General features: G+C 72.8%; 22 protein-coding genes. 10 read left to right on the plus strand and 12 right to left on the minus strand.

Going from position 1 to position 23,524, the window contains the following annotated elements; all coding sequences use genetic code 11:
- Window positions 1–23 precede the first annotated feature (23 nt).
- On the plus strand, window positions 24–587 hold the full coding sequence (locus ACH4D3_RS14745) for a hypothetical protein (RefSeq protein WP_398321559.1): 564 nt from the start codon (window positions 24–26) through the stop codon (window positions 585–587).
- Here the strand turns inward: ACH4D3_RS14745 and ACH4D3_RS14750 are convergent.
- The 3 genes from ACH4D3_RS14750 to ACH4D3_RS14760 form a co-directional block, all read right to left on the minus strand.
- The gene (locus tag ACH4D3_RS14750) at window positions 580–1,080 is read right to left on the minus strand and encodes a DUF2165 domain-containing protein (RefSeq protein WP_398321562.1); all 501 of its coding nucleotides are present in this window, start codon (window positions 1,078–1,080) and stop codon (window positions 580–582) included. The two genes, ACH4D3_RS14745 and ACH4D3_RS14750, sit on opposite strands and share 8 nt — an antisense overlap.
- Before the next feature lie 74 nt (window positions 1,081–1,154).
- On the minus strand, window positions 1,155–2,309 hold the full coding sequence (locus tag ACH4D3_RS14755) for a serine hydrolase domain-containing protein (RefSeq protein ID WP_398322732.1): 1,155 nt from the start codon (window positions 2,307–2,309) through the stop codon (window positions 1,155–1,157).
- Window positions 2,310–2,568: 259 nt separating this feature from the next.
- Window positions 2,569–2,919, minus strand: coding sequence for a DoxX family protein (locus tag ACH4D3_RS14760; protein ID WP_398321565.1), 351 nt, complete (start codon window positions 2,917–2,919; stop codon window positions 2,569–2,571).
- Window positions 2,920–3,005: 86 nt separating this feature from the next.
- Between ACH4D3_RS14760 and ACH4D3_RS14765 the strand changes: the two genes are divergently transcribed.
- From ACH4D3_RS14765 to ACH4D3_RS14775, 3 genes are all read left to right on the plus strand, one after another.
- Window positions 3,006–3,902, plus strand: a complete 897-nt coding sequence (locus ACH4D3_RS14765) for a LysR family transcriptional regulator (RefSeq protein WP_398321567.1) — start codon at window positions 3,006–3,008, stop codon at window positions 3,900–3,902.
- Window positions 3,903–4,007: 105 nt separating this feature from the next.
- Window positions 4,008–5,123 carry an ADP-ribosylglycohydrolase family protein gene (locus ACH4D3_RS14770; protein WP_398321570.1) on the plus strand — a complete coding sequence of 372 codons (1,116 nt, stop codon included), beginning with the start codon at window positions 4,008–4,010 and terminating at the stop codon, window positions 5,121–5,123.
- Between the two features lie 52 nt (window positions 5,124–5,175).
- A complete protein-coding gene (locus tag ACH4D3_RS14775) occupies window positions 5,176–5,586 on the plus strand; it encodes a VOC family protein (protein ID WP_003974546.1) in 411 nt (136 codons plus the stop codon).
- A gap of 66 nt (window positions 5,587–5,652) precedes the next feature.
- Here ACH4D3_RS14775 and ACH4D3_RS14780 read toward each other — a convergent pair whose 3' ends face one another.
- The 3 genes from ACH4D3_RS14780 to ACH4D3_RS14790 form a co-directional block, all read right to left on the minus strand.
- A complete protein-coding gene (locus ACH4D3_RS14780) occupies window positions 5,653–7,233 on the minus strand; it encodes a sodium:solute symporter family protein (RefSeq protein ID WP_398321573.1) in 1,581 nt (526 codons plus the stop codon).
- A gap of 235 nt (window positions 7,234–7,468) precedes the next feature.
- A complete protein-coding gene (locus ACH4D3_RS14785) occupies window positions 7,469–9,346 on the minus strand; it encodes an MFS transporter (protein ID WP_398321576.1) in 1,878 nt (625 codons plus the stop codon).
- Between the two features lie 208 nt (window positions 9,347–9,554).
- Window positions 9,555–12,386, minus strand: coding sequence for a D-alanyl-D-alanine carboxypeptidase (locus tag ACH4D3_RS14790; RefSeq protein WP_398321579.1), 2,832 nt, complete (start codon window positions 12,384–12,386; stop codon window positions 9,555–9,557).
- Window positions 12,387–12,575: 189 nt separating this feature from the next.
- Here ACH4D3_RS14790 and ACH4D3_RS14795 point away from each other — a divergent pair, with 189 nt between their 5' ends.
- The 3 genes from ACH4D3_RS14795 (at window position 12,576) to ACH4D3_RS14805 (ending at window position 14,892) form a co-directional block, all read left to right on the plus strand.
- On the plus strand, window positions 12,576–13,334 hold the full coding sequence (locus ACH4D3_RS14795) for a GPP34 family phosphoprotein (RefSeq protein ID WP_398321582.1): 759 nt from the start codon (window positions 12,576–12,578) through the stop codon (window positions 13,332–13,334).
- Window positions 13,335–13,668: 334 nt separating this feature from the next.
- On the plus strand, window positions 13,669–14,526 hold the full coding sequence (locus tag ACH4D3_RS14800; RefSeq protein ID WP_398321585.1) for a helix-turn-helix domain-containing protein: 858 nt from the start codon (window positions 13,669–13,671) through the stop codon (window positions 14,524–14,526).
- A 174-nt stretch (window positions 14,527–14,700) separates the two neighbouring features.
- Complete coding sequence (locus tag ACH4D3_RS14805) at window positions 14,701–14,892, plus strand: DUF397 domain-containing protein (RefSeq protein ID WP_003974539.1); 192 nt, start codon at window positions 14,701–14,703, stop codon at window positions 14,890–14,892.
- Window positions 14,893–15,017: 125 nt separating this feature from the next.
- Here the strand turns inward: ACH4D3_RS14805 and ACH4D3_RS14810 are convergent, their stop codons facing one another.
- The 3 genes from ACH4D3_RS14810 to ACH4D3_RS14820 form a co-directional block, all read right to left on the minus strand.
- Window positions 15,018–15,890 carry a MerR family transcriptional regulator gene (locus ACH4D3_RS14810; protein WP_398321589.1) on the minus strand — a complete coding sequence of 291 codons (873 nt, stop codon included), beginning with the start codon at window positions 15,888–15,890 and terminating at the stop codon, window positions 15,018–15,020.
- A 73-nt stretch (window positions 15,891–15,963) separates the two neighbouring features.
- On the minus strand, window positions 15,964–16,485 hold the full coding sequence (locus ACH4D3_RS14815; protein WP_398321592.1) for a glutathione peroxidase: 522 nt from the start codon (window positions 16,483–16,485) through the stop codon (window positions 15,964–15,966).
- Between the two features lie 243 nt (window positions 16,486–16,728).
- The gene (locus ACH4D3_RS14820) at window positions 16,729–17,715 is read right to left on the minus strand and encodes an ArsR/SmtB family transcription factor (protein WP_398321595.1); all 987 of its coding nucleotides are present in this window, start codon (window positions 17,713–17,715) and stop codon (window positions 16,729–16,731) included.
- Window positions 17,716–17,803: 88 nt separating this feature from the next.
- On the opposite strand from ACH4D3_RS14820, the gene ACH4D3_RS14825 reads away from it, so the two are divergent.
- Complete coding sequence (locus ACH4D3_RS14825) at window positions 17,804–19,021, plus strand: MFS transporter (protein ID WP_398321598.1); 1,218 nt, start codon at window positions 17,804–17,806, stop codon at window positions 19,019–19,021.
- A 185-nt stretch (window positions 19,022–19,206) separates the two neighbouring features.
- On the plus strand, window positions 19,207–20,298 hold the full coding sequence (locus ACH4D3_RS14830) for a PP2C family protein-serine/threonine phosphatase (protein WP_398321601.1): 1,092 nt from the start codon (window positions 19,207–19,209) through the stop codon (window positions 20,296–20,298).
- Between the two features lie 144 nt (window positions 20,299–20,442).
- On the opposite strand, the gene ACH4D3_RS14835 is transcribed toward ACH4D3_RS14830, so the two are convergent.
- The 3 genes from ACH4D3_RS14835 to ACH4D3_RS14845 form a co-directional block, all read right to left on the minus strand.
- The gene (locus ACH4D3_RS14835) at window positions 20,443–21,594 is read right to left on the minus strand and encodes an RNA polymerase sigma factor (protein WP_398321604.1); all 1,152 of its coding nucleotides are present in this window, start codon (window positions 21,592–21,594) and stop codon (window positions 20,443–20,445) included.
- An 8-nt stretch (window positions 21,595–21,602) separates the two neighbouring features.
- On the minus strand, window positions 21,603–22,010 hold the full coding sequence (locus ACH4D3_RS14840; protein ID WP_398321607.1) for a YciI family protein: 408 nt from the start codon (window positions 22,008–22,010) through the stop codon (window positions 21,603–21,605).
- A gap of 106 nt (window positions 22,011–22,116) precedes the next feature.
- A complete protein-coding gene (locus ACH4D3_RS14845; protein WP_398321610.1) occupies window positions 22,117–22,707 on the minus strand; it encodes a TetR/AcrR family transcriptional regulator in 591 nt (196 codons plus the stop codon).
- Window positions 22,708–22,903: 196 nt separating this feature from the next.
- Between ACH4D3_RS14845 and ACH4D3_RS14850 the strand changes: the two genes are divergently transcribed.
- On the plus strand, window positions 22,904–23,470 hold the full coding sequence (locus ACH4D3_RS14850; protein ID WP_398321613.1) for a hypothetical protein: 567 nt from the start codon (window positions 22,904–22,906) through the stop codon (window positions 23,468–23,470).
- Window positions 23,471–23,524: the final 54 nt, after the last annotated feature.

The raw sequence follows: 23,524 nt of genomic DNA on the forward strand, positions 1-23,524 counted from the left end.
CGTAGCTGAGGAGATGCGTGCCCGTGCCTGCCCGACTTCCCTCATGGGCGTGGGTCTCCGGTCTGACCGTGGGCGCGATCGCGGCGGTGACCGTGCTGGCCGTGCAGGCGGACCAGGGGCCCCACCCCACCGCCGTGGCGACGAAGCCGAAACCGTCGGCGTCCGCGGACGCGCACCCCACGCCGAAGGAGACCGCGCCGGCCCCGGTGCCGGAGGGCTCCGGCACCGGTCGGCGCGTCGTCTACTCGGTCGGCAAGGACCGGGTGTGGCTGGTCGACGCCAGCGACGCCACCCGGCGCTCCTTCAAGGTGTGGCCGGGCACGGTCGACCCCGACCCCGGCAAGTACAGCGTGGGCACCCGCCGCCAGGACCCGACGACGGGCTCCGACGGGGTCCGGGTCGAGCAGATCATGTACTTCGCCCAGGAGGACGGCGTCTGGGTCGCCTTCTCCAACGCCGTGGACGGCTCCTCCCCGCCGCCGCCCGTCGACGGTGCCAAGACCGGCGGCATACGGCTGCCCAAGGCGGACGCCGACGCGCTCTGGGAGTTCGGCACGTCCGGCACGACGGTCACCGTGGTCACCTAGCCTCCGCCTCGCCGGACGGCAGGTGCGCCACGATCAGCACGACGCCGCTGAACAGCAGCACCCGCGTCGCCGCGTCCAGTCCGTTCCAGTCCTCCGACTGCCACATCGCGAACCACTCCCCGCCGATCGCGAGGAACCCGGCGCCGAAGAGCAGCATCAGCATGAGCGTGCCGTAGGTGGTGAAGCGCCGCGCGGGAGCGTGCTGCCGGCGTATCCAGAGCCAGGTCGCCCAGATCAGCACGAGCGCGGCCGCGGTCTCCCACACGATGATCGCCACGTACGCGGTGTCCTGGAGACCCTTGCTCGTGATCGCCCGCCACATCAGGTCGTCGTCCTTGAACGTCGTGTCCATCGCGAGGACGTGACGCACGTACTGCTGGTTGTTGTCGAAGTCGGTGATGTTCCCGAGGGCCACGAGGGCGATGTAGAGGGCGAGGACCGCGGTGAGCACGGTGGAGGCCAGTAAAAGGGTGCTGCGGGGGATGTTGGTCATGGCAGCACTATCCCGAAGCCGGTGGCGCGGCGAGCGGGGAGGGCCCGGAACGTGATCTCTCCGAAGCGTTCCGCCTACTCGCAGACGGCCGTGTCCACCAGGTCGAAGACGTGCTGGTGGGCCGCCATCATGTCGGCCGGTTCGGCGGCCACCGAGCTGGACAGGGCCGTCGTCGCCACCGTGGCCGCGCGGCCGTCCCGCGTGGCGCCGCCGTAGGTCTCGTAGCCGTGGATGGAGCCGCCGTGGCCCCACAGTTCGACGCCGCAGGACAGAGGGGTGCGGAAGAGGCCCAGGCCGTAGCCGGTGCCGGGCGCGGGGGCGCCCTCGGTGACCGGGACCGTGGTCTGCATCTCCGTCAGCTCGGCGGCCTCCAGGACCTCGCCGCCGAGCAGGGCGGAGAAGAAGCGGTTGAGGTCGCGCGGGGTGGTGACCAGCTGCCCGGCGGCCCAGGCCTGGGACGGGTCGAGGCGGGTGATGTCCTCCAGCGGTGCGCCGGGGGTGGCGGCGGCGTAGCCCTCGGGGTGGGCGCCCCGGATGCCGCGCTCGCCGACGCCCGGCCAGTAGGTGTCCTTCAGGCCGAGCGGGCGGATGATCCGGTCGGTGATCTCCTCGCCGAAGGGGCGGCCCGTGACCTTCTCGACGAGCAGGCCCGCCAGGACGTAGTTGGTGTTGCTGTACTGCCACTTCGCGCCCGGCTCGAACGCCGCCTTCTGGCTCAGGGCGAGGTCGATCAGGTCACGCGGGTTGTAGTACGTGTCACGGACCTCGAACGGGTCCAGGCCCAGCGTCTGCACGTAGTCGGGCAGGCCGCTGGTGTGCTGGAGCAGGTTCCGCACGGTGATCCGGCCGCCGTCGATGCCGTCGCCGCGCACCAGACCCGGCAGGTACGTCTCGATCGGCTCGTCCAGCTTCACCTTGCCCTCGCCGACCAGCTGGAGCACCACCGCCGCGGTGAGGGCCTTGGTGTTGCTGCCCGCCCTGACCTGTCCGTCGACCGGCACGGACGCGCCGGTCTCCAGGTCGCCGGTGCCCGCCGTGTAGTCGCGGACGCGTCCGTCCCGTCCCTGGTCGGCGACCAGCGCGGCGGGGAAACCGTCCTCGCGGACCAGGTCCCGTGCCCCCTCGCGCACGGCGTCGCGGTGACCGGCGCGGTCCGGGGCGCCGTAGGCCAGGGAACCGGTCACGGCGAGGCCGCCGCCCAGGACCGCGAGCGCGGCGACCACCGACAGCACACGCCCGCGTTGCTTCCTCGACTTGGAGGGGACGGAGGCGGAGGCCGTGGCGGATGCGGTGGTGGAGGCGGAGGCGGCGGTGGAAAGACGGTCGGACACGGGGGATCCTCTCAACAAGGCTGCTCTCGGAACGCCTTGAGCCTTTCGCGAACCGGCCGCCCGCTCGATGGGGCCAGGCGGCGGAAACGGGGTGTACCTTCCTCCACCCCCGACCGGCTGTCCCACTAATGGCCGGCCCGGTCCCGCGGCCGATCCGTCACCGGGCCACCCCCACGACGAGCGCCGCGGTGCCGAGCGCCAGGTATCCGAGGGGGAAGGCGATGTTGTGGAAGACCCGGGCGCGGACGTGTGCGGCGACCGCGCCGACGAAGAAGAGGACGAGGCCGACCGCCGCCGCGATGCCGAGCGGCCGGACACCCAGCAGGCCGACGAGGAGCCCGGCGGCTCCCGCCCCCTTGAGGCCGGCCAGCCACGGGAGCCACGACGCGGGGACCCCCACCTCGGCCGAGTTGGCGAGGACGAACGGGGCCCGCAGCAGGTCCGCGACGGCGATCCCGGCGTTGGCGACGATCGCCACGACGGTGACGGTCACGTAGGCGGTGTACACGGGGACTCGCTTCCTTCCAGTGGCTTTCCTCCAGGCTCACCGCAGCCCACCGCGACGTCCAATACCTGCTTCTATAACCTGGTGGAATGGATGTCGACACCCGATTGCTGCGGTACTTCGCGACCGTGGCGGAGGAAGGCAGCCTGACCCGGGCGGCTCAGCGGCTGTACGTCTCCCAGCCCGCGCTGACCAAGCAGATCCGGCAGCTGGAGTCCGCACTGGGCGGGCCCCTCTTCACCCGCTCGCGCAGCGGCATGGCCCTCACCGGGCCGGGCCGGGCGCTCGCGGCGCGGGTGCCCGCTCTTCTCGCCGGGTGGGAGGCGGCACTGCGCGAGACGAGGTCCGCGGCGCGCCGGGCGGACCGGATCCTGCGGGTCGGCTTCCTCGCCAGCGCCGCCAACGAGGCGACGCAGCCGATCATCGCCGAGTTCGCCCGGCGCCGTCCGGACTGGCGGGCCGAGATGCGGCAGGCCGCGTGGTCGAACCCGACCGCGGGACTCGCCGACTCGGACGTCGACGTCGCCCTGGTGCGGCTGCCGTTCCCCGGGCAGGAGGCGCTGCGTGTGGTGGAGCTGTTCAGCGAGCCCCGCTGCGTGGCACTCCCCGAGACCCACCCGCTGGCCGGGCGCGAGAGGATCGACTTCCGCGAGCTGTGGGACGAGCCCTTCGTGGCCGCCCCGCCCGAGACGGGCCCCTGGCGCGAGTACTGGCTGGCCGCCGACGAGCGCGACGGCCACCCCGTACGCATCGGCGCGGTCACCGAGCAGCCCGACGACTGGCTCACCGCGATCGCCAACGGCTACGGCGTCGCGCTCGCCCCCGAGTCGGCGGCCCGCTTCTACACCCGCCCCGGCGTCGCCCACCGCCCCGTCACCGGGATCGGTCCCAGCCGGGTCGCGGTCGCCTGGGCGCCCGCCGACGACGCCGACCCCGTCGTCCGAGACTTCGTCCGCTGCTGCCGCGAGGTGTGCGCGGCCGCGTGAACGTTTCCACACCGTTCCGACCCTGACCGACCACTTCTGTTCGCATACAGTGCTGGACGTCGTACGTACGGACAGTGGTGTGGGCAGTGCCGAGGGGAGGTCCAGGTGGGCGGGGCAGCCGGTGCCGTCTGGGGGCGTGCCGAACAGCAGGACTTCCGCAGCCGGGTGCGCGGGACGCTGCTCGGGGTGGCCGTCGGGGACGCCCTCGGCTCGCCCGTCGACTCTCTCGCCCTCGACGCGATCCGGGAGGCCCACGGCCCCGAAGGGCTGGCCGACCTGGCCGCCGCCCACGGCCGGCGCGGTGCCGTCACCCACCTCACCCAGCTCACCCTGTTCTCGGTCGACGGGCTGATCCGTGCCCAGGTGCGCCGCGACACCGGCGCCTGGCATCCGCCGACCGACCTGCACCGGGCCTACCGGCGCTGGGCCGCCACCCAGCGCGACTGGGGGCCCGACCTGCGGCGCAAGGACGACGGCTGGCTGGCCCACGAGGAGTGGCTGTACGTCCGCCGGGACGCCCCGCGCGCGCTGCTGCTCGGTCTCGGCGACGAGACGATGGGCACCCCCGAGGCGCCCAAGAACCCCGGCGAGCGCGGCCCCGAGGCCGCCGCCCGCTCGGCGCCGTTCGGGCTCCTGGTCGGCTGGGAGCCGCAGTTGGTCGCCCAGCTCGCCGTGGAGTGCGCGGCGCAGACCCACGGCCACCCCACCGGCTACCTGGCGGCGGGCGCGTACGCCGTGATCGTGCACGGGCTGGCGCGCGGCGAGAGCCTGGACGCCGCCGTGCAGCGGACCCTGGCGCTGCTGGTGCCCCGGCCCGGGCACGAACCCGTCACGACCGCCCTGCAGCATGCGCTGGGTGCCGTACGGCAGGGGCTGCCGACCCCGGCCCGAGTGACCGAGCTGATCGGCGCGGGCACGGCGGAGGGCCTGGTCGCCGCCGCCGTGTACTGCGCCCTCGTCGGCGAGGACGTACGGCACGGGCTGCGGCTCGCGGTGAATCACGACGGCGCCTCGGCGGCGGCCGGGGCCCTGACCGGCGGCCTGCTCGGCGCCCTGCACGGCGAGACGGCGCTGCCCCCGGCCTGGCTGGCCGAACTGGAGGGCCGCCCGACCGTGCTGGAACTCGCCGACGACTTCGCCATGGAGATGACCCAGGGCCCCGCCCTGCACGGCCCGGCGGGCTCGTCCCCCGGCTGGCTGACCAGGTACCCGCGGGGATAGCGGTCACGTTTCGAGAAGCGGTGGTCCGTGGGCCCCGGCTAGCGTGGCGGCCATGGACATCAGCATTCACACCACCGTTCTCCCGCACGACGACCCGGACGCGTCCCTGGCCTTCTACCGGGACGTCCTCGGCTTCGAGGTCCGCAAGGACGTCGGGAACGGCAAGATGCGCTGGATCACGGTCGGACCGGCCGACCAGCCGGACGTCTCGCTGCTCCTGTCGCCGCCCGCCGTGGACCCTGGCATCACCGACGGCGAGCGCCGCACCATCGCCGAGATGATGGCCAAGGGCACCTACGGGTGGATCCTCCTGGCCACCGAGGACCTCGACGGCACCTTCGAGAAGGTGCGCGCCGGGAACACCGAGATCGTCCAGGAGCCGACCGAGCAGCCGTACGGCATCCGGGACTGCGCCTTCCGGGACCCGGCCGGCAACCAGATCCGCATCCAGGAACTGCGCTGACCGCACGGCCGGTGACCACGCTCCGCGGTCACCGGCCGAGCGGCCTTCCCCTGGCGGGCGGCGTGCCTAGTCGCCCACCCGGCTGCGGCCCACCGCGTCGTCCACCCCGCCCGCTGGCGTCGGGATCGCGGCCGCCGCGCCGGTGTCGTCGTCCCCGTCGGTGTTGACGCGCTCGATGATCGCGAGCCGTTCCGGGGTGTCCTCCGGCTTGAGGTAGCCGACCAGGACGTACAGGACCAGCGAGACCGCCAGCGGGACGGAGACCTGGTACTCCAGGGGGACCCCGCCGTCCACGCTCCAGTTGATCGGGTAGTTGACCAGCCAGAACGCGACCAGGCCCAGTCCCCAGCTGGTGAGCGCCGCCGTCGGGCCGGAGCGGCGGAAGGGCCGCAGCAGACCGAGCATCATCGGGATCGCGATCGGGCCCATCAGCCCGGCGACCCACTTGATCACGACGGTGATGATGTCCTTGAACGTCGGCGAGTCGACCTGCGTCGCCACCGCCATCGAAAGACCGAGGAAGATCACCGTCGTCAGCCGGGCCGCCAGCAGCCCGGACCGCTGCCCCCAGCCGCGCGCCCGCTTCGACAGCACCGGCGCCACGTCACGGGTGAACACGGCCGCGATGGCGTTCGCGTCCGAGGAGCACATGGCCATCGTGTGCGAGAAGAATCCGACGATGACCAGCCCGAGCAGCCCGTGCGGCAGCAGTTGCTCGGTCATCAGGGCGTAGGAGTCGGAACCGTCCGCCTTCTGCGACTCCACCAGCAGCGGCGACATCCACATCGGGAAGAACAGCACCAACGGCCAGACCAGCCACAGCACCGCCGACAGCCGCGCCCCCCGCGACGCTTCGCGGGCGTTGGCCGTGGCCATGTAGCGCTGGGCCTGGTTGAGCATGCCGCCGTTGTACTCGAAGAGCTTGATGAAGAGGAAGGCCAGCAGGAACACCGTCCCGTACGGGCCGACCAGCGGTTTTCCGTGGCCCTGGAGGGCGGGTTCGTCCCAGACGCCGAAGAAGCCGCCGTGGTCGCCGAGCTTCATGACGACGGCCACGAACATCGCGACACCGGCCAGCAGCTGGATGATGAACTGGCCCAGCTCCGTCAGCGCGTCCGCCCACAGGCCGCCGATCGTGCAGTAGATGCCCGTGATGACGCCGGTGATCAGGATGCCCTGGTTGAGCGTGATGCCGGTGAAGACCGACAGGAGCGTGGCGATGGCCGCCCACTTCGCGGCCACGTCCACGATCTTCAGCAGCATGCCGGACCAGGCCAGCGCCTGCTGGGTGGGCAGGTTGTACCGGTTCTTCAGGTACTCCAGCGGCGAGGCCACGTGCAGCCGTGAGCGCAGCCGGTTGATGCGCGGCGCGAACAGCTTGGAGCCGATGGCGACGCCGAGCGCGATGGGGAACGACCACGTCACGAAGGACGTGACGCCGTAGGTGTAGGCGATGCCGGCGTAGCCGGTGAACATCACCGCGCTGTATCCCGACATGTGGTGCGAGATGCCGGACAGCCACCACGGCATCTTGCCGCCGGCCGTGAAGAAGTCGCTGACGTCGTCGACGCGTTTGTGCGACCAGACACCGATCGCCACCATGACGGCGAAGTAGCCGATGAGCACGGACCAGTCGAGACCGTTCATGTGCCCCCTTCCGGGGTCCGCCTTGTGAACTCCGCTCAGCTGGTTGGCACTTCGCACGAGCGGGGTAGGGGCGTGGCAGGCCGCGAAGTGCCCGCTCATCGTGGGTGCGTCGACGCGGGCACGACAAGGAAGCGGAAGGTCAAGAGGAAGTAAAAAGGTTCGGCTTACTGACCTGCGTTCATCTACATGAACGTCAGCGAGGGTGTCCGGGGCCCCGGGCCGAGCGCCCGGTCCGTTACTTCAGCTCGTCGGGGCACGGCGTGCCCCGCTTCAGGCCGTACGGCGCCGACAGCCGGTACGTGCCCGCCTCGGGCGCGACGAGCGTCGTCCACACGTCGCCGTCGGCGGTCTCCTCGGTCTCCGTCAGACAGCCGTTGACGTTGTCGTACGTCTTCGGCGTGCCCTCCGGGGCGTCCTTGGAGGCCTCCGTCTCCTGGGGCGGCTCCAGCTTGTTGCCCTCCTCGTCGACGAGGCTCAGCCACGGCGAGTACGGCATCCGGATCAGGATGCGGCCGGGCTCCTTCACGTCGATGGTCCACTCGTCCTGCTCGGCCCGCTGGACGACGGCGTCGGGCTCGGCCAGCGGCGTCGGGTCGAGCACCTGGAACAGCTGCCAGTTGGCGTCGCCCCACACCTGCTTCAGGTACGGCAGGCCCCGCTGCAGCAGCTCCCGCTCCCGCTTGCCGCCGTCGCCGTCCGGCTCGCCCTTGGGCAGCACCACGTAGTGCACCGCCCAGCGCTTCAGCCACTCGTGGTAGTTCGCCGAGTTGAGCGTGTCGTCGTAGAAGAGCGGGTTGCGCTCCATGTCGGCCTGGCGGGTCCAGCCGCGGGCCAGGTTCACGTACGGCGCGAGCGCCGACGCCTCCCGGTGGGAGCGGGCCGGCACGGCCTCCACCCGGCCCCGCCCCGCGCCGACCTCCTGCAGCTCGTTGACGAGCGGCGCCAGCTCGCGCGCCCAGGAGGCGGCGGGCGTGGTGTGGATGATGTCGTCGGCCGACTTGAAGCCGATCCAGCCCACGAAGCCGACGATCGAGACCACCAGCGCGTACCACTTGCGCGACTTCACCACCGTGAACGGCAGCGCCGCCACCAGCGCCACCCCGGCGAAGAGCATGGGCAGCCGCGTGATGTTGGAGCCGATCTGCGAGCTGATCAGCCAGACCAGCAGCACCGACAGGCCGTAGACCGCCGACGTGATCCGCACCGTCTTCCAGGTGCTCGGCACGAACCAGTAGATCAGGCCCGCGTACACGATCGGCAGCACCGCCGAGCCGAACCCCATCGGCTGCGTGCCGGAGAAGGGGAACAGCACCGCCGACAGCGCGACGACCACGCTCGGGGCCACGCCCAGCGCCCAGGCCCCCGGGCGGCGCTTCTGCAGGAACAGGGCGACCGCCACCAGGCCCACGAACAGCCCGGAGACCGGCGAGGCCATCGTGGACAGCGCGGCCAGCGGCGCCGCGCACAGCCCCTTGGCCCAGCGCTCGTGCCGCCACCGGTGGGGCCAGCAGAACACCGCGGCGACCGCGCCCAGACCGAACATCATGCCGAGCCCGAACGTCACCCGCCCCGACGCCGCGTTGCCCAGCAGCGCGAAGAGGCCCGCCAGCGACGCCCACAGCGGGTTGCGGACCACCCGGCTGCGGATCAGGATCATCGTCAGCAGCCCGGCCGACACCGTGCCCGCGATCATCATCGTGGTGCGCACGCCGAGCACCGACATCAGGTACGGCGAGATCACGCTGTACGACACCGGGTGCATGCCGCCGTACCAGGCGAGGTTGTACGCCGAGGCCGGGTGGCGGCCGACGAACTCGGCCCACGCGTCCTGCGCCGCGAGGTCGCCGCCGCTGTTCGCGAACGTGAAGAACCACGCTATGTGGAGCACCCCGGCCAGGGCCGTCACGGACAGCACCGGATGGCGCAGCATGCGCTCGCGCAGGGCCAGGAAGGCGGCGTTCACCGCCGAGGGCGCTTCCGGCTCGGCGGGCGGCCGCCGCCCGGCAGACCGGGACTCACCGTCGTCCCTGCGGGGCGCGGGCACGCGTGGTCGCGGGTCGGCTCCCGAACCCGGATCGGCGTCGTCGGCGCGTGTCGGCTCCGCAGTGGCCACCTGAAGGCACTCCCCGTGTCCCGTCTTCTTCTTTGGGCCGTGTCCCGTTCCCGCGACCGGCGACTGCCCCGTTTGGCGACGCTAGCACGCGCCGCCGCACCGCTGCCTCCTCCCTTTCGCCGCCTCCGGGCACGCGAACGCCCCCGCGGCCGGGTGACCGCGGGGGCGGGGAGCGCGGGGCGTGGCAGCGGCCCGGACGGGCCGGCCGTCAGCCCAGCCGCGTCAGCTTGTCCGTGAACCCCGGTTCGACGAGGTCGTCCCTCAGCGCCACCGGCACCTTCACCGCGCCGCTGGTGCCGCCGTCGCCGACCGTGAGGGTGCCCACCTTGGTCCCGGCCTTCGCCGTGTGCGGCACCTCGTCCGCCGTGAACGTCAGCTTCACGGTCAGTCCGCCCCAGCCGACGGCCTTGACGTCCTGCGTGGCGACGACCGGCGTCCGGCCGCCGAGGCCGTCGTCGACGTACCCGACGACGCTGCCCTTCTTGATGATCGTCGACGACGTCAGGGTGTCCTGCGCGGCCCGGATCAGCTCGTCGCTCGCGTCCAGCGCGGCGTCGAGGATGCCCCCGCCGACGTCCGGCTGGCGCACCACGGCCCCGACGATGGTCCGGGTCTCCCCGCCGACCTCCTTCTTCGCCGCGAAGACGAGGTTGCCGAGGGCGGAGGTGGTGGTGCCGGTCTTGATGCCGACGACGCCGTTGTGACCGACCAGCTGGTTCCAGTTGCCGTGGTTCTCGCCCTTGTAGTCGTTGTACGACATCATCGCGGCGACCTCGCGGAAGGCGGGCTCCTTCATCGCCGCCTTGGCCAGCTTCACCTGGTCCACGGCCGTGCTCACCGTCGTGTTGTTCAGCCCCGACGGGTCGGTGTACGTCGTGTTGGTCATGCCGAGGTCCTTGGCGGCGGCGTTCATCTTCTCCACGAACGCCTTCTCCGACCCCGCGTCCCAGCGGGCGAGGAGACGCGCCACGTTGTTCGCGGACGCGATCAGGATGGCCTGCAGGGCCTCGCGCTGGGAGATCGAGTCGCCCGCGAAGACGTCGACCGTCGACTCCTGACCGGCCTGCGACTGGTCCTCCGCCGCCTGGTCGATCTTGATCTTCGGGCCCTCGGCGCCGCTCTTGAGCGGGTGGTCGCGCAGGACGAGATACGCGGTCATGACCTTGGCCACGCTCGCGATCGGCACGGGCTTCTGGTCGCCGGACGAACCGAACGAGCCGATGCCCTGCACGTCGAGCGCGGCCTGACCGCTCTCGGGCCACGGGATCTGCGGCTTGCCGCCGTCGAACGAGAAGCTGTCCTGCGCCGTGAGGTCGAGGGTCGGCGCGGGCAGCGGGCGCATGGACTGCACGACGCCGAAGATGATCACCAGCAGGATGACCAGCGGCGTCCAGATCTTGACCCGGCGCACCGTCGTCCGCAGCGGGGTCTCCGGCGGCGGCGGCGTGTTCGTCAGCTCCGCCAGCAGGTCCAGCGGCGGCTTGGGCGGCAGCGGCTGCTGGGTGGTCCGGTCGGGCCCGACGTGCGACCTGGGGGCGGTCACCCCGGTGCGGGGCGCCTGCGGTCCCTTGGGCTCCGCGGAGGGGGCCTTGGGCGCCTCGGGGGCCGGGGCGTCCGGGTTCCGCAGCGCCACGAACTTGCTGGTCCGCTCGGCGTCCCCCTCGGACCGCGCGGGGCCGTCGCCCTTCTGCCCGGCCTTCTGTCCGGCCTTCCTGGCGGCGGAGGCGGCGTCCCCCAGCTTCAGCATGGTCGTCGGCTGATCGACGGCGGGCTTGTCCGGCCGCGGTGCCTTGAACACGGCGGTGGGCTGATCGACGGGCGGGACGTCGTCGCCGCCGTCACGGCGATCGCCGTCAGCGTCGCCGTCACCGTCACCGTCACGGCCACTGTCACCGCCGTCGGCGTCGGCGGCGGCGTCCCGAACGGCCCCGGCCTCCGTGCCCGGCTCGGCTTCCGGCTTCGAGTCCGACTTCGTTTCCGGGGCGCGGTCCGGGTCCGCACCGGTACCCGGGTCGGCGTCGGCAACCGAGCCCGCGCCCGAGCCGGCGCCGACGGCCGATTCCTCGCCCCCGTCCGGTGCGGAGCCCGAGCCCGAGCCCGAGCCCGAGGCCGCGTCCGAGCCCGCGTCCGGGTCGGCGCCGGGATCCGGGGCGGGGGCTGTGTCCGTGTCCGTGGCGGCGCCCGCATCCGGTGCGGTGTCTGCGTCGGAGGCGGCCGCCGGGCTCGTACCCGAGGCCGCGTCTCCGTCCGGGTCGACGCCGGGATCCGAGCCCGGGGCTGCGTCCGTGTCCGTGGCGGCGCCCGCATCCGGTGCGGTGTCCGTGTCGGGGGCGGCCGCCGGGCTCGTACCCGAGGCCGCGTCTCCGTCCGGGTCGGCGCCGGGATCCGAGCCGGGGGCTGCGTCCGTGTGCGCGGCCGCGGCCGTGTCGGAGTCCTGGTCCGAGTCCGTGCCGGAGTCGCCGTCGGCGGCACCGGCCGTCTCGGCCTGCTCGGTGTCCTGCGGGGCGTCCGCGCCGCCCTCGCCGTCCTCGACGTCCCCGGGGGAGTCGGAGTCCTTGTCGGCCTCCCGTGAAGGCTCCTCCGCGTCCCGCGCGCCCGCGAGCCGCGCGTTGGCGGCGGCGCGCTCGTCCGCGGTGGCCACCCAGGCCGCGACGGCGTCCCTGAGCCGGCCGTCGTTCCCGGCGGCGGGCGCCGCGTCAGCCGCGTCATCGGCCCCGGACACCTTCGGGGCGTCGGCGGACGCCTCGGGGGCGTCGTCCTCGCCGGAGGACTCCGGTTCCGGCTCCGGTTCCGGTTCCGGCTCCGTCTCGCGGACCGACAGCACGCGGGTGGCCGTGTCGACGCCACCGCGGGGCCCGGCACCGGTGCCCGCGGAGCGCTTCGCGTCCTCCCGGGCCACCGCCAGCCGCGGATCACGCCGCTCGCTCGCTTCGGTCCTGGCTTCGGGAACCGGACCCGCGCTCCCCGACGTCGGTTCTTCCGACGACTCGCGCTGCTTCGAACTGTCGGGGGACTCGCCCGCCACCGATGCCTCCTCCATGCGCCGCACGTCCTGTGCGCGCTGCCGAACCCGTACCGAAACCATTTACCAGTGTCCTGTGTACGGGTGGAACCCACGCGGAAGACGAGAACGACATACCTACTGGTTCCACTACGAAGCGGTCACGCACCCTCGACAGACCAATGTGAGAGGGGTCACCCTGTCTGTCATCCACGCGGGGAGGCATGGATGGGCAGGAGCCGCAGAACACTTCCGGAGGAGCTTCTGCTGCTGGCGTTGGACCCGACCACGGGTACCACCGCACAGCCGCAGTCGCTCGACCTCGGTCTGGCCGGAGCACAGCTGGTGGAGCTGGCGCTGGCCGGACGTATAGCCCCAGACGGGGATCGTATCGCCGTGGTGGCCCCACGGCCGACAGGAGATCCAACACTGGACTGCGCGTTGGAGTTGCTGCGAAGGCGTGGCGCTCCCGTACGGGCGGTCAACTGGATCGGCGGGCCCCGCCTGGGGCTGCGCCAGACCTATCTCTCGCATCTGGAGCGATGCGGCATGGTGCATGCCGTGGAGGGCCAGATGTGCGGGGTGCTGCCGACGACTCGCTACCAGGCGACGGACACGGCGATCAGCAGGGAGATCAAGGCCCGGCTGGACTCGGCGATCCGCACCGGCGTCCCGCCGGACCCGCGGACCGCGGCGCTCGCCGCGCTGGCCCACGCGGTCGGACTCGGCAAGCACCTCTACCCGGGCAACGAAGGACGCTCGTCGCGGTCCCGGCTGCGGGACCTCATCAGGCACGACCCCATGGGCGGTCTGGTGGCGCACGCGGTGATGGACGTCCAGAACGGCGCTGCGGCACAGCCACGCCGCAGTCCGGCCCCGGCCGGCCGCCAGGCCGCGGGACCAGGGGCCAGGCCCGCTCCGGAACCCGCCCGCGGCGTTCCGGCGCAACCGCGCCACGGATCCATGGCGCGGGCGGCGGTCCACTAGCCCGACGGACGCACCGCAGCACCCGCACCGCAGCACCCGCACGACAACCGCACCACAGCACCATCGCACCGCCGCACCGCCAGTCCCCAAGCCCCATCACGGGAGCCGCAGGTCCGCGTGGGGCGGTGGAACCGACCGCAGGTCCGGCCCACCCGGACCGAGGAAAGGTTCCGCCGCCCCGCGCGGCCGCATGCGGGGGTGGCGCCCCGAACTGGCGTGTACGCGGCGCATATCGACCGTTTCCCAGCGGTAGAAAGCACCTTGGTGGCAGTCTGCTCAACAGCAGATACACAAAGTGGCAAGCATGAGTCACGCAGCCGGAGGTGCACGTCCCGTGGCGTCGAGTGTCAATCCCACCGTAAGGCGGCGTCGGCTGGGCCAGGAGCTGCGCCGGCTCCGTGAGCTCAAGGGCATGACGGCCGAGGAGGTCGCCGAGCGGCTGCTGGTCTCCCAGTCGAAGATCAGCCGACTGGAGAACGGCCGGCGCAGCATCAGCCAGCGGGACGTCCGCGACCTGTGCGGGGTGTACGAGGTCGAGGACCAGCGGATCGTCGACTCGCTGATGCAGATGGCGAAGGACTCGCGGCAGCAGGGCTGGTGGCACGCCTTCGGGGACATCCCGTACAGCGTCTACATCGGCCTGGAGACCGACGCGGAGTCGCTGCGGACCTACGAACCCCAGATCATCACCGGCCTGTTGCAGACCCGGCCCTACGCCGAGGCGCTCATCCAGGGCGCGTTGCCCGAGACGTCTGTCGCCGACGTGGAGAAGCGGGTGCAGGTCCGCATACGGCGGCAGGAGCGTATCTCCGCCGACCACAACCCGCTGCGGCTGTGGGTGGTCCTCGACGAGGCCAGCCTGCGCCGGGTGGTGGGCGGCAAGCAGGTGATGCGGGAGCAGCTGGAGCACGTCGCCGAGATGTCGCAGCTGCCGCACATCACCGTGCAGGTGCTCCCCTTCGACGTCGGGGCGCACCCCGGCATCAACGGCCAGTACTCCATCCTGGAGTTCGCGGACACGGCCGACTCCAGCGTGGTGTACATCGAGGGCGTGACCAGCGACCTGTACCTGGAGAAGGCGCCGGACGTGCAGAAGTACACGGTGATGTACGAGCATCTGCGGGCCCAGGCCCTGAACGTGGAGCAGTCGCGGCAGCGCATCGAGGACGTGGCGAAGGAGTACGCACGCTGAGCGGTGCGGCATAGTACACCCCTGCCGCGATGTACTGGAAGACTCGCCTGGAATATGCCATCCGGACGAGTGAATGGCTGCTCCGTACGGGAAGGCCAGCGAGTAGCGTCGATCACGCCAAAGATCAAACGTCATTGGCGTAAACCACACTCGCGACTCGCCATCGGAGCAGACATGGCAATTCTTCAGGGCGCCCAGGAATCGTGGACCAAGTCCTCCTACTCCGGAGGAAACGGCGCGTGCGTCGAAGTCAGGTCACCGCTCGTGGCGGCACTCGCCGTCCGCGACTCCAAGGTGACCGGCGGACCGGTCCTCGCGTTCCCCGCCGACGCGTGGACCGCCTTCGTGACCTCGGTCAAGGAGTAACGCCGCCACGCGTCAACCGCCGGTACCACCGACGGAGCCCTCTCGACCAGTTCGCCGACCTTGCCGAGAGGGCGCCCGCCGGGGCCCGGTTCAGCTCAGCCCAACCCCGCTCGGCTCAGCTCCGTTCAACTCACCGGGAACGCCACGTCGCACACCGGGTCCTCGGGGCCCGCGGCGTCCCAGTCGGCGAAGTACACCTCGCGGCACGGCCCCGTCACCGTCAGACCCTGTGCGGCGATCCACTCCTCCACCGCCCCGAAGGCGGCCAGGATCTGCGGATACTCCACCTGGGCCTTGGTGATCCGGGTGTAGGCCAGCCGCCCGGCCGGCTCCACCCGCACCCGCGTCTGCCACGCCCGCCCCCGCTCCTCGCTCCAGGCCCGCGCCGCCGCCTCGTCGGCGACCGGCACGCAGGACTCGGCCGGGCCGTCGCTCTCCGCCGACACGTCCGAGTGGTAGGCGACGAACGGCGCCGCCGTCACACCCCCGCAGCCCCGGGCCGCCTCCTCCAGACGCCCCAGTGAGGCACCGATCCACGCCGGCAGCTCGTCCGCCAGCAGGTGCCGGGTCTCGCTGAGCACCACCCGCTCGGGCACGTCCACCGTCTCGACCACGAACTTTCCGTACACGTCGGAATCCCTTTCCGTCAGCCGTCCACGGAGGTAGTCGACGAGCGCGCGCTGCCCGGCCACCCGGGCCTCCACGTCCGCCCAGTAGACGTCGAGCAGACCGGCGGCCCGGTCGCCGTCCGCGTGGACCACCTCGGCGATCCGCGCGAGCGGCATGTCCAGGCGGCGCAGCAGGGCCACGAGCCGGGCGCGTTCGGCCTGCCCGGCCCGGTAGTAGCGATACCCGGTCGCCTCGTCCACGTGGGCGGGCGCCAGCAGGCCCAGCCGGTCGTACAGCCGCAGGGCCTTGGCCGACAGCCGGGCCCGCGCGGCGAACGCGCCGATGGTCAGCAACTCGTCGTCCACGCCGTCGTCCACGTAGTCGTCCACGTCGTCGTCCTCCGTCGCCGGGCGGCTGTTCCGCCCGGCGACGGAGAGGCTCGGCCTTGCCCCAGGGGCAAGGTCAACCGGCGAGGCGTTCCTCGACGGCCGCCACGACCTCGGCCGCCTCCGGCTCGGTCTGCGGCGAGAAGCGGGCGGCGACCTTGCCGTCCCGCCCGATCAGGAACTTCTCGAAGTTCCAGCGGATGTCCCCGCTGTGGCCCTCGGCGTCCGCGAAGCCGGTCAGCCGGTCGTACAGCGGATGCCGGCCCTCGCCGTTGACCTCGGCCTTCTCGGTCATCGGGAAGGTGACCCCGTAGGTCGCCGAGCAGAACTCGGCGATCTCGTCGGCGCTGCCCGGCTCCTGGCCCATGAACTGGTTGCAGGGCACGCCCAGCACGGTGAACCCCTGCTCCGCGTACCGCTCGTGCAGTCGCTCCAGACCGGCGTACTGCGGGGTGAGCCCGCACTTGGAGGCCACGTTGACCACCAGCACGACCCGGCCGGTGTACTGCGAGAGGTCCGCGGCCCCGCCCTGGAGGGCGCCGATCTCGACGTCGAGGGGAAGGCTGTCGTCGTTCCGCGTGTTCGGTGAGCTCGTCATGCACCGGATGCTAGGGCCTGTCTGACAATTCCCGTCTGCCGCGCGACGCCATGCACGCTCCCCCACTGCCTTAAGGGCGTGGGAGGTACCCCCACTCGCCGCACCGGCCCCAGACCCGAGTACGGCCAGTACGCGGGTCTGGGGCCGGCACTCCCCCAGCCTTCGGCCGGGGGGACCCCCAGAGCACGCACCTGACGCCGCGCGGCCGCCCTTCGGGCGACGACGCGAATTGTCAGACAGGCCCTAGTCCGGCGCCCCGGTACGCCCCTCGCTGCCCGCCTCGACGAGGACCTCCCCGGCCGGTGTCCGTGAGTACAGCACCGAGCGGCCCGCGCGGCGGCGCTCCACCAGCCCCGCGTCGAGCAGTACCCGCAGGTGCCGTCCGACCGACCCGAGGCCCTGCCCGGTCACGCCGACCAGCTGGCTGGTGCTCATGGGGGTGCCGAGCAGCGTCAGCACGCCCGCGCGGGCCGGGCCGAGCAGCGCGCCGAGGGCGGCGGGCACGTGCCGGGCGCCGTCGTCCGCGAGGGCGCCCGCGCACGGGTAGACCATCGCGTACCGTTCCGGTTCCTCCCAGGCCACCCAGCCGTGCCGCTGCGCGGTGATCGGCACGAGGAGCAGCTCGGCCCCGGACAGCTCGCGCGGCGGGTACGGGTTCAGGTTGATCTGGAGCCGGTTGTCGCCCAGCCAGCGGGTGCCGGGCCGCAGGGCGTCCAGCACCGTCGCCCAGCCGCCCCGGCTCACCTGCGCGGTCCGCGCGACGACGTCCGCCTCCAGCACCCGGCGGCGCCGGTCCCAGTCCGGCCGTACCGCCTCGGCCCAGACCTCCTCCAGGAGCGCCGCGGCCCGCTCCGGCAGGTCGTCGCGGTCCAGGGCCGCAGGGAGCGTGCCGGACAGGGAGACGGCCAGGTCGGCGCGTGCCACGTCGGGGCGGGTCGCCCGGATCCGCGCGACGCCCTCCGCGAAGCTCCGGCCCTCGACCGGGGTGGGGGTGAGGAAGTCGGCGTTCCACTCCCGGCCCAGGCCCGAGGCCACCAGCAGCGCGGTCACCGGGTCGGCCGCCATCCGGCGCAGATGGGCGGGCCGGTGGGTGTCGAGCCAGGCCCGCTCACCGGGATGCCCGGCGACGCCCGCGTGCAGCATCTTCAGGCAGGCGAGGGTCTCGTCCAGCGGGGACACGACGAAACGGCCGCGCGCGAGGGTGTCGGCGTTGATCTCCCACCAGCCCATCCGCCCGTCGCCCTCCGCACCCCTCGTGACCTTTCGCGTCCACGCGAAACAATAACGGCGGGTCTCCCGCCCACCCCACACTCCCCGCATGCCGGACACACCCCGCAAGACCTACGCGGACCTCTTCCGTACCCCCGAGTTCAGCCCCCTCTTCCTCTCCTCCTCCGCCAACATCGCCGCCCAGACGGTGAGCGGGCTCGCGCTCGGCACCCTGGTGTTCCGGGCGACGCAGTCGCCGCTGCTGTCCGCGGTCAGCATGTTCGGCCCGGCGCTCGCCCAGGTGCTGGGCGCCACCTTCTTCCTCTCCGGCGCCGACCGGCTGCCGCCCCGCGCGACGCTGGCGGGCCTCTCGCTGTCCTTCGCCGCCGCCACCGCGGCCCTCGCGCTGCCCGGCCTGCCGGTGTGGGCGATGCTCGTCATCGTGCTCGTCGAGGGGCTGATCGCCTCGCTCGGCGGCGGCGTCCGCTGGGGCCTGCTGACCGAGATCCTCGCCAAGGACGGCTACCTGACCGGGCGTTCGCTCTTCAACATGATGAGCGGCCTCATGCAGATCGCCGGATACGCGACCGGGGGCGTCCTGGTGACCCTGCTGTCGCCGCGCCTGTGCCTGCTGCTCGCGGCCGCTCTGTACGGCACGTCGGCCGCCCTCGCCCTGCGCCTGACCCGCCGTCCGCCCCGGATCTCCGGCCGCCCCTCCGTCCGGGCCACCTGGCAGGCCAACGCCCGGCTCTGGTCGGCCCGTCCGCGCCGCCACGTCTACCTGGCCCTGTGGGTCCCCAACGGCCTCGTCGTCGGCTGCGAGTCGCTCTTCGTCTCCTACGACCCGCGCGCTGCGGGCACCCTGTTCGCCTGCGGGGCGCTGGGCATGCTCGCCGGGGACGTGACGGTCGGCCGGCTGCTGCCCGCCCGACTGCGTCCGCGGCTCGGCGTCCCGCTCCTGGCGCTGCTGGCCGCTCCGTACCTCGTCCTCTTCCTGCGTCCGCCGCTGCCCTTGACGGCCGTACTGGTCGGCCTGGCGTCGGTGGGCTTCGGCGCGAGCCTGGTGCAGCAGGAGCGCCTGGTCGCCCTGACCCCCGACGAACTCTCCGGGCACGCCCTCGGACTGCACTCCGCCGGGATGCTCACCATGCAGGGCCTCGCCGCGATCCTGGCGGGCACGGTGGCCCAGTTCACCTCACCGGCGACGGCCATGTCCGTGATGGCGCTCGCCTCGCTCACGGTGACGCTCACGCTGACGGCGGCGAGCAGGCGGGGCGCGCCCGACGGCGGACTGCTGCCGACCCGGGCGGCGGTGCGGTCCGTGTGACGTGCGGTCCGCGTGACGTGCCGTCTTCGTGACGTGCGGTCCGCGGGCGCGACTCGGCCTCGATTGGGTTAAGGACCGCCCGGAAACTCCTGCGCGCACCCTCCCTTGCCTAGGGTGAGAGGCTGGGGAGGACGCCTGAGGACAGGGAGAGGGCGGCTCTTGAGCGCTGCGACACCGGAGTAGTCATGACCGTTGAGAAGCCGCCGACGGGCTCCGCGACGGTGCTGTCCTGGATGCCCGTCGCCGCGATGGCCGTCGTCGCCGTCGTGGACCTCACGATGGGTCCCGGGGTGGGTCTGCTGCCGCTGGTGTCGCTGGGCCCGGCCTTCGCCGGACTGGTCGGCGACTGGCGGCGCACCGCGGTGATCGGACTGGCCGCGCTGCTGCTCTGCGTGGGTCTCGGCATGTACAACGGGCTCTTCGACCGCCCCCGCGGCTACACCGCCATGCTGTCGGTGGCCGGTGTGACCGGCGTCGGCATCGCGGCGGCCGTGATGCGCTCGCGCCGCGAGGCGGAGCTGGCCAGCGTGCGCTCGATCGCGGAAGCGGCCCAGCGGGTCCTGCTGCGCCCGGTGCCGCTGACCGCGGGCCCGCTGCACGCGGCCGTCTCGTACACCTCGGCGGTCGCCGAGGCCCGGATCGGCGGCGACCTGTACGAGGTGGTGGCCTCGCCGCACGGTGTCCGGGTGATCGTGGGCGACGTCCAGGGCAAGGGGCTGGCCGCGGTGGAGACCGCCGCCCGGGTCCTCGGCGCCTTCCGGGAGGCGGCGTACGACGAGGAGGACCTGGTCAAACTGGGCGAACGGCTGGAGCGCAGCGTCGCCCGGGAGCTGGAGGACGAGAAGTTCGTGACCGCGATCCTGGCCGAGATCGGCCACGACCACCGGGTGGTCCTCCTGAACTACGGCCACCCGGCGCCGCTGCTCGTCCACGGCGACGGCACCGCCGACTTCCCGGAGCCGCCCGCGTACGCCCTGCCGCTGGGCCTGTCCGCGCACGGCGGCCCCGGCCCCGAGCCCTTCCGGGTGCCCTTCCGCCCCGGCGACCAACTGCTCCTCTACACCGACGGCGTCACGGAGGCCCGCGACGAGCGGGGCGGCTTCTACCCGCTCGCCGAGCGCTCCCACTTCCTGAAGGACCCCGACATCCACCGCGCCCTGGACGCCCTGCGCGAGGACCTGGTCCGGCACGCGGCGGGGCCCCACCACGACGACGCTGCGATGCTGCTCCTGCGCTACCAGGGAGGGGCCGGCGCCGCGCCGAGCGCCCCGGTGTGACGGTGTGAGGGAGTGACCGCGCTCGGGCGGGCAGCGCCGGCGCCGACGCCATGCCGAGCCAGGTGTGCCGGTTGCCCTACCCGCGCCCCGGTGCGAGAGGGCCATGCGCGACGCGACGCCCGCCGTTCCGCCTCGACTTCCCGGTCACCGGTGCTCACGGCGACGGGAGTTGAGGCGGGCCGCCTGGCGTGTCAGGTGGTCGCGCTCGGCGAGCGCGGGGGCCTTGCGGGCCGCCTCGGCGTACAGCCGCGCGGCCGTGTCCAGGTCGCCGTCGCGCTCGTGCAGGTACGCCGCCACCGCGGTGTGGCGGGGCAGCGTGCCGTCCAGCGCCGCGAGCGCCGCCAGCCCGGCGCGCGGCCCGTCGGCCTCCCCGACGGCGACCGCGCGGTTGAGCCGGACGACGGGGTTGTCGGTCAGGCGGGCGAGCTCGTCGTACCACTCCACGATCTGCACCCAGTCGGTCTCCCCGGCGGTGGGCGCGTCGGCGTGCAGCGCGGCGATCGCGGCCTGGGCCTGGAACTCGCCCAGCCGGTCCCGGGCGAGCGCCGCCTGGAGGATCCGCACGCCCTCCGCGATCGACGCGGTGTCCCACCGGCCGCGGTCCTGTTCGGCGAGCGGCACCAGACTCCCGTCGGGCGCGGTCCGGGCCGCCCGCCGCGCGTGGTGGAGCAGCATCAGCGCCAGCAGCCCGGCCACCTCCGGGTGGTCGACCGAGGCCGCGAGCTGCCGGGTGAGCCGGACGGCCTCGGCGGCGAGGTCGACGTCACCGGAGTACCCCTCGTTGAAGACGAGGTACAGCACGCGCAGCACGGTGGCGACGTCACCGGGCCGGTCGAACCGGACACCGGCGACGGTGCGCTTGGCCCGGCTGATCCGCTGCGCCATCGTCGCCTCCGGCACCAGGTAGGCGCGGGCGATCTGCCGGGTGGTCAGCCCGCCGACGGCGCGCAGCGTGAGCGCGACCGCGGAGGACGGCGTCAGGGAGGGGTGCGCGCACAGGAAGTAGAGCTGGAGCGTGTCGTCCACGTCGGGCGCCGGGCCGGGCGCCGGTTCCTCCTCGATACGGTCCTCGCGCCGCCGGCGGGCGGTGTCGGCGCGGGTCGCGTCCAGGAACCGCCGCCAGGCGACCGTGACCAGCCAGCCCTTCGGGTCCCGCGGCGGGTCGGCCGGCCACGCGCGGACCGCCTCGACCAGGGCGTCCTGGACCGCGTCCTCGGCCGCCGCGAAGTCGGCTCCGCGGCGGACGAGAACGGTCAGCACGCCGGGCGTGAGGCTCCTGATCAGGGCCTCGTCCATTGGCGCGGTCAGTCCGTGACGGTCGGGGAGGCGGTCAGGAACGGACGCAGCTCCAGCCACTCGTGGATCGGCTTTCCGCCCGCACCCGGGGCGGCGGACAGCTCCCCGGCCAGCTCGACGGCGCGCTCGTAGCTGTCGACGTCGATCACCATCCAGCCGGCGATGAGGTCCTTGGTCTCGGCGAACGGCCCGTCGGTGACCGGCGGCTTCCCTTCGCCGTCGTACCGGACCCACGTCCCCTCGGGGGCGAGCGCCTGCCCGTCGACGAACTCACCGCTCTTCTCGAGCCGGTCCGCGAAGTCCCGCATGTACCGCATGTGGGCCGAGATCTCCTCCGGCGTCCACTGGTCCATCGGCGCGCAGTTGACCGGTTCCGGGGCGCCTCGGTAGTGCTTGAGCAGCAGGTACTTGGCCATGATGGGTGGTCTCCTCGGTGCTGGTGCGGCCCATTGTGGCCGCCTTCACCCCTGGGACGGAGCGGGACGCGCGTTCTCGACACGGCGGGCGGACCGGACGGAGAATTTATTCCGAGACGTCTCTCAGGACCCCTTCCACGCCGTGCAGGAAGGTCTCGGAGATCAGCTCGGGGTCGAAGAGGCACCCGGCCGCCATCGCACCGTCCCGGAGCATGACGAGGTGCCGCCCGGCGACGACGCCGTCACCGTCGCCGACCCGCGCGAGCAGCTCCGTGACGGTGTCCAGGAACCACTGCCGGTGGGCCAGCACGGCCCGGTGCACGGGGTGGGCCGGGTCCGGGTACTCGGCCACGGCGTTGAGGAAGGCGCAGCCGCGGAAACCGGGGGACCGGATCCCGTCCACGATGGACCGCGCGACGGCCCGGACCTGCCCGGCGGCAGACGGACTGCTGTCCCGGGCCGCGGTGATCTGCGCCCGGATGCCCCGGTCGGCCTGGTCGAGGTAGGCGAGGATGAGGTCTTCCTTGCCCGAGAAGTGCCGGTACAGCGTGGCGCGGGTGACCTGCGCCTCCGCGGTGATCCGGTCGATGCCGACGGAGTGGATGCCCTCGGCGTAGAAGATCCTCGTGGCGGTACCGAGCAGCCGGGCTCGCGCTTCGGAGGGGATGCGGGCGGCGGCTTCCGTACTCGGGCTCATGCGTCCACCGTATCAAGGTGGCGAGGTAGAACGTTCGGTCTTGACAGGAGAGGCGGGAAGCCGTTGACTGCGTGACGAGACGAGCGAGACCGAACGTTCTACCTCATCTGCTGCGTTCGATGCCTCGGATGCCTCGGATGCCTCGGGTGCTCTGCTCCGTCTCCCCTCCCGCCCGCCGCACCGAAAGGCACTCACCGTGGACACCGTCGCCGCCGCACCGCCCGCCAGCGTCCCCGTCACGCTCCGGAAGCTGTACTTCCTCCGCTTCGCGTTCGCCGCCGTGTGGGCCGCGCTGGTCTTCGCCACCGCCGACGCGCTGGGCCCGCTGAGCACGGCACTGCTGCTGGTCTACCCGCTGTTCGACGTGGCGGCCGCGGTCGTCGACGTCCGGTCGGCGAGGGCGAACGGCGGCCCCGCCGCGCCCCTGTACGCGAACATCGCGATCAGCTCACTGACCGTTCTGGCCCTCGCCCTCGCCGCGACCTCGGGCATCCCGGCCGTCCTGCGGGTCTGGGGCGCGTGGGCGGTCACCGCGGGAATCGTCCAGCTCGTCGCGGGCGCCGTCCGCCGCCGGCTGGGCGGGCAGTGGCCGATGATCGTCAGCGGCGCCATCTCCACGCTCGCCGGTCTCTCGTTCATCACGCAGGCCGGCGCCGACGACCCCTCGCTGAGCAGCCTCGCGGGCTACGCCTTCCTCGGCGGCGTCTTCTTCCTGGTCTCCGCCCTCCGTCTGGGGCGTGCGGAACGCGGTGCGGCCGCCTGAGCGGGACCGCTGCGGCGAAACGGCTTGTCCGGCACGCGGCCGTCCCGGGAAGAT

This window comes from Streptomyces sp. NPDC018026, from assembly GCF_044327745.1.
In the GTDB taxonomy this organism is placed as follows: domain Bacteria; phylum Actinomycetota; class Actinomycetes; order Streptomycetales; family Streptomycetaceae; genus Streptomyces; species Streptomyces rubrogriseus.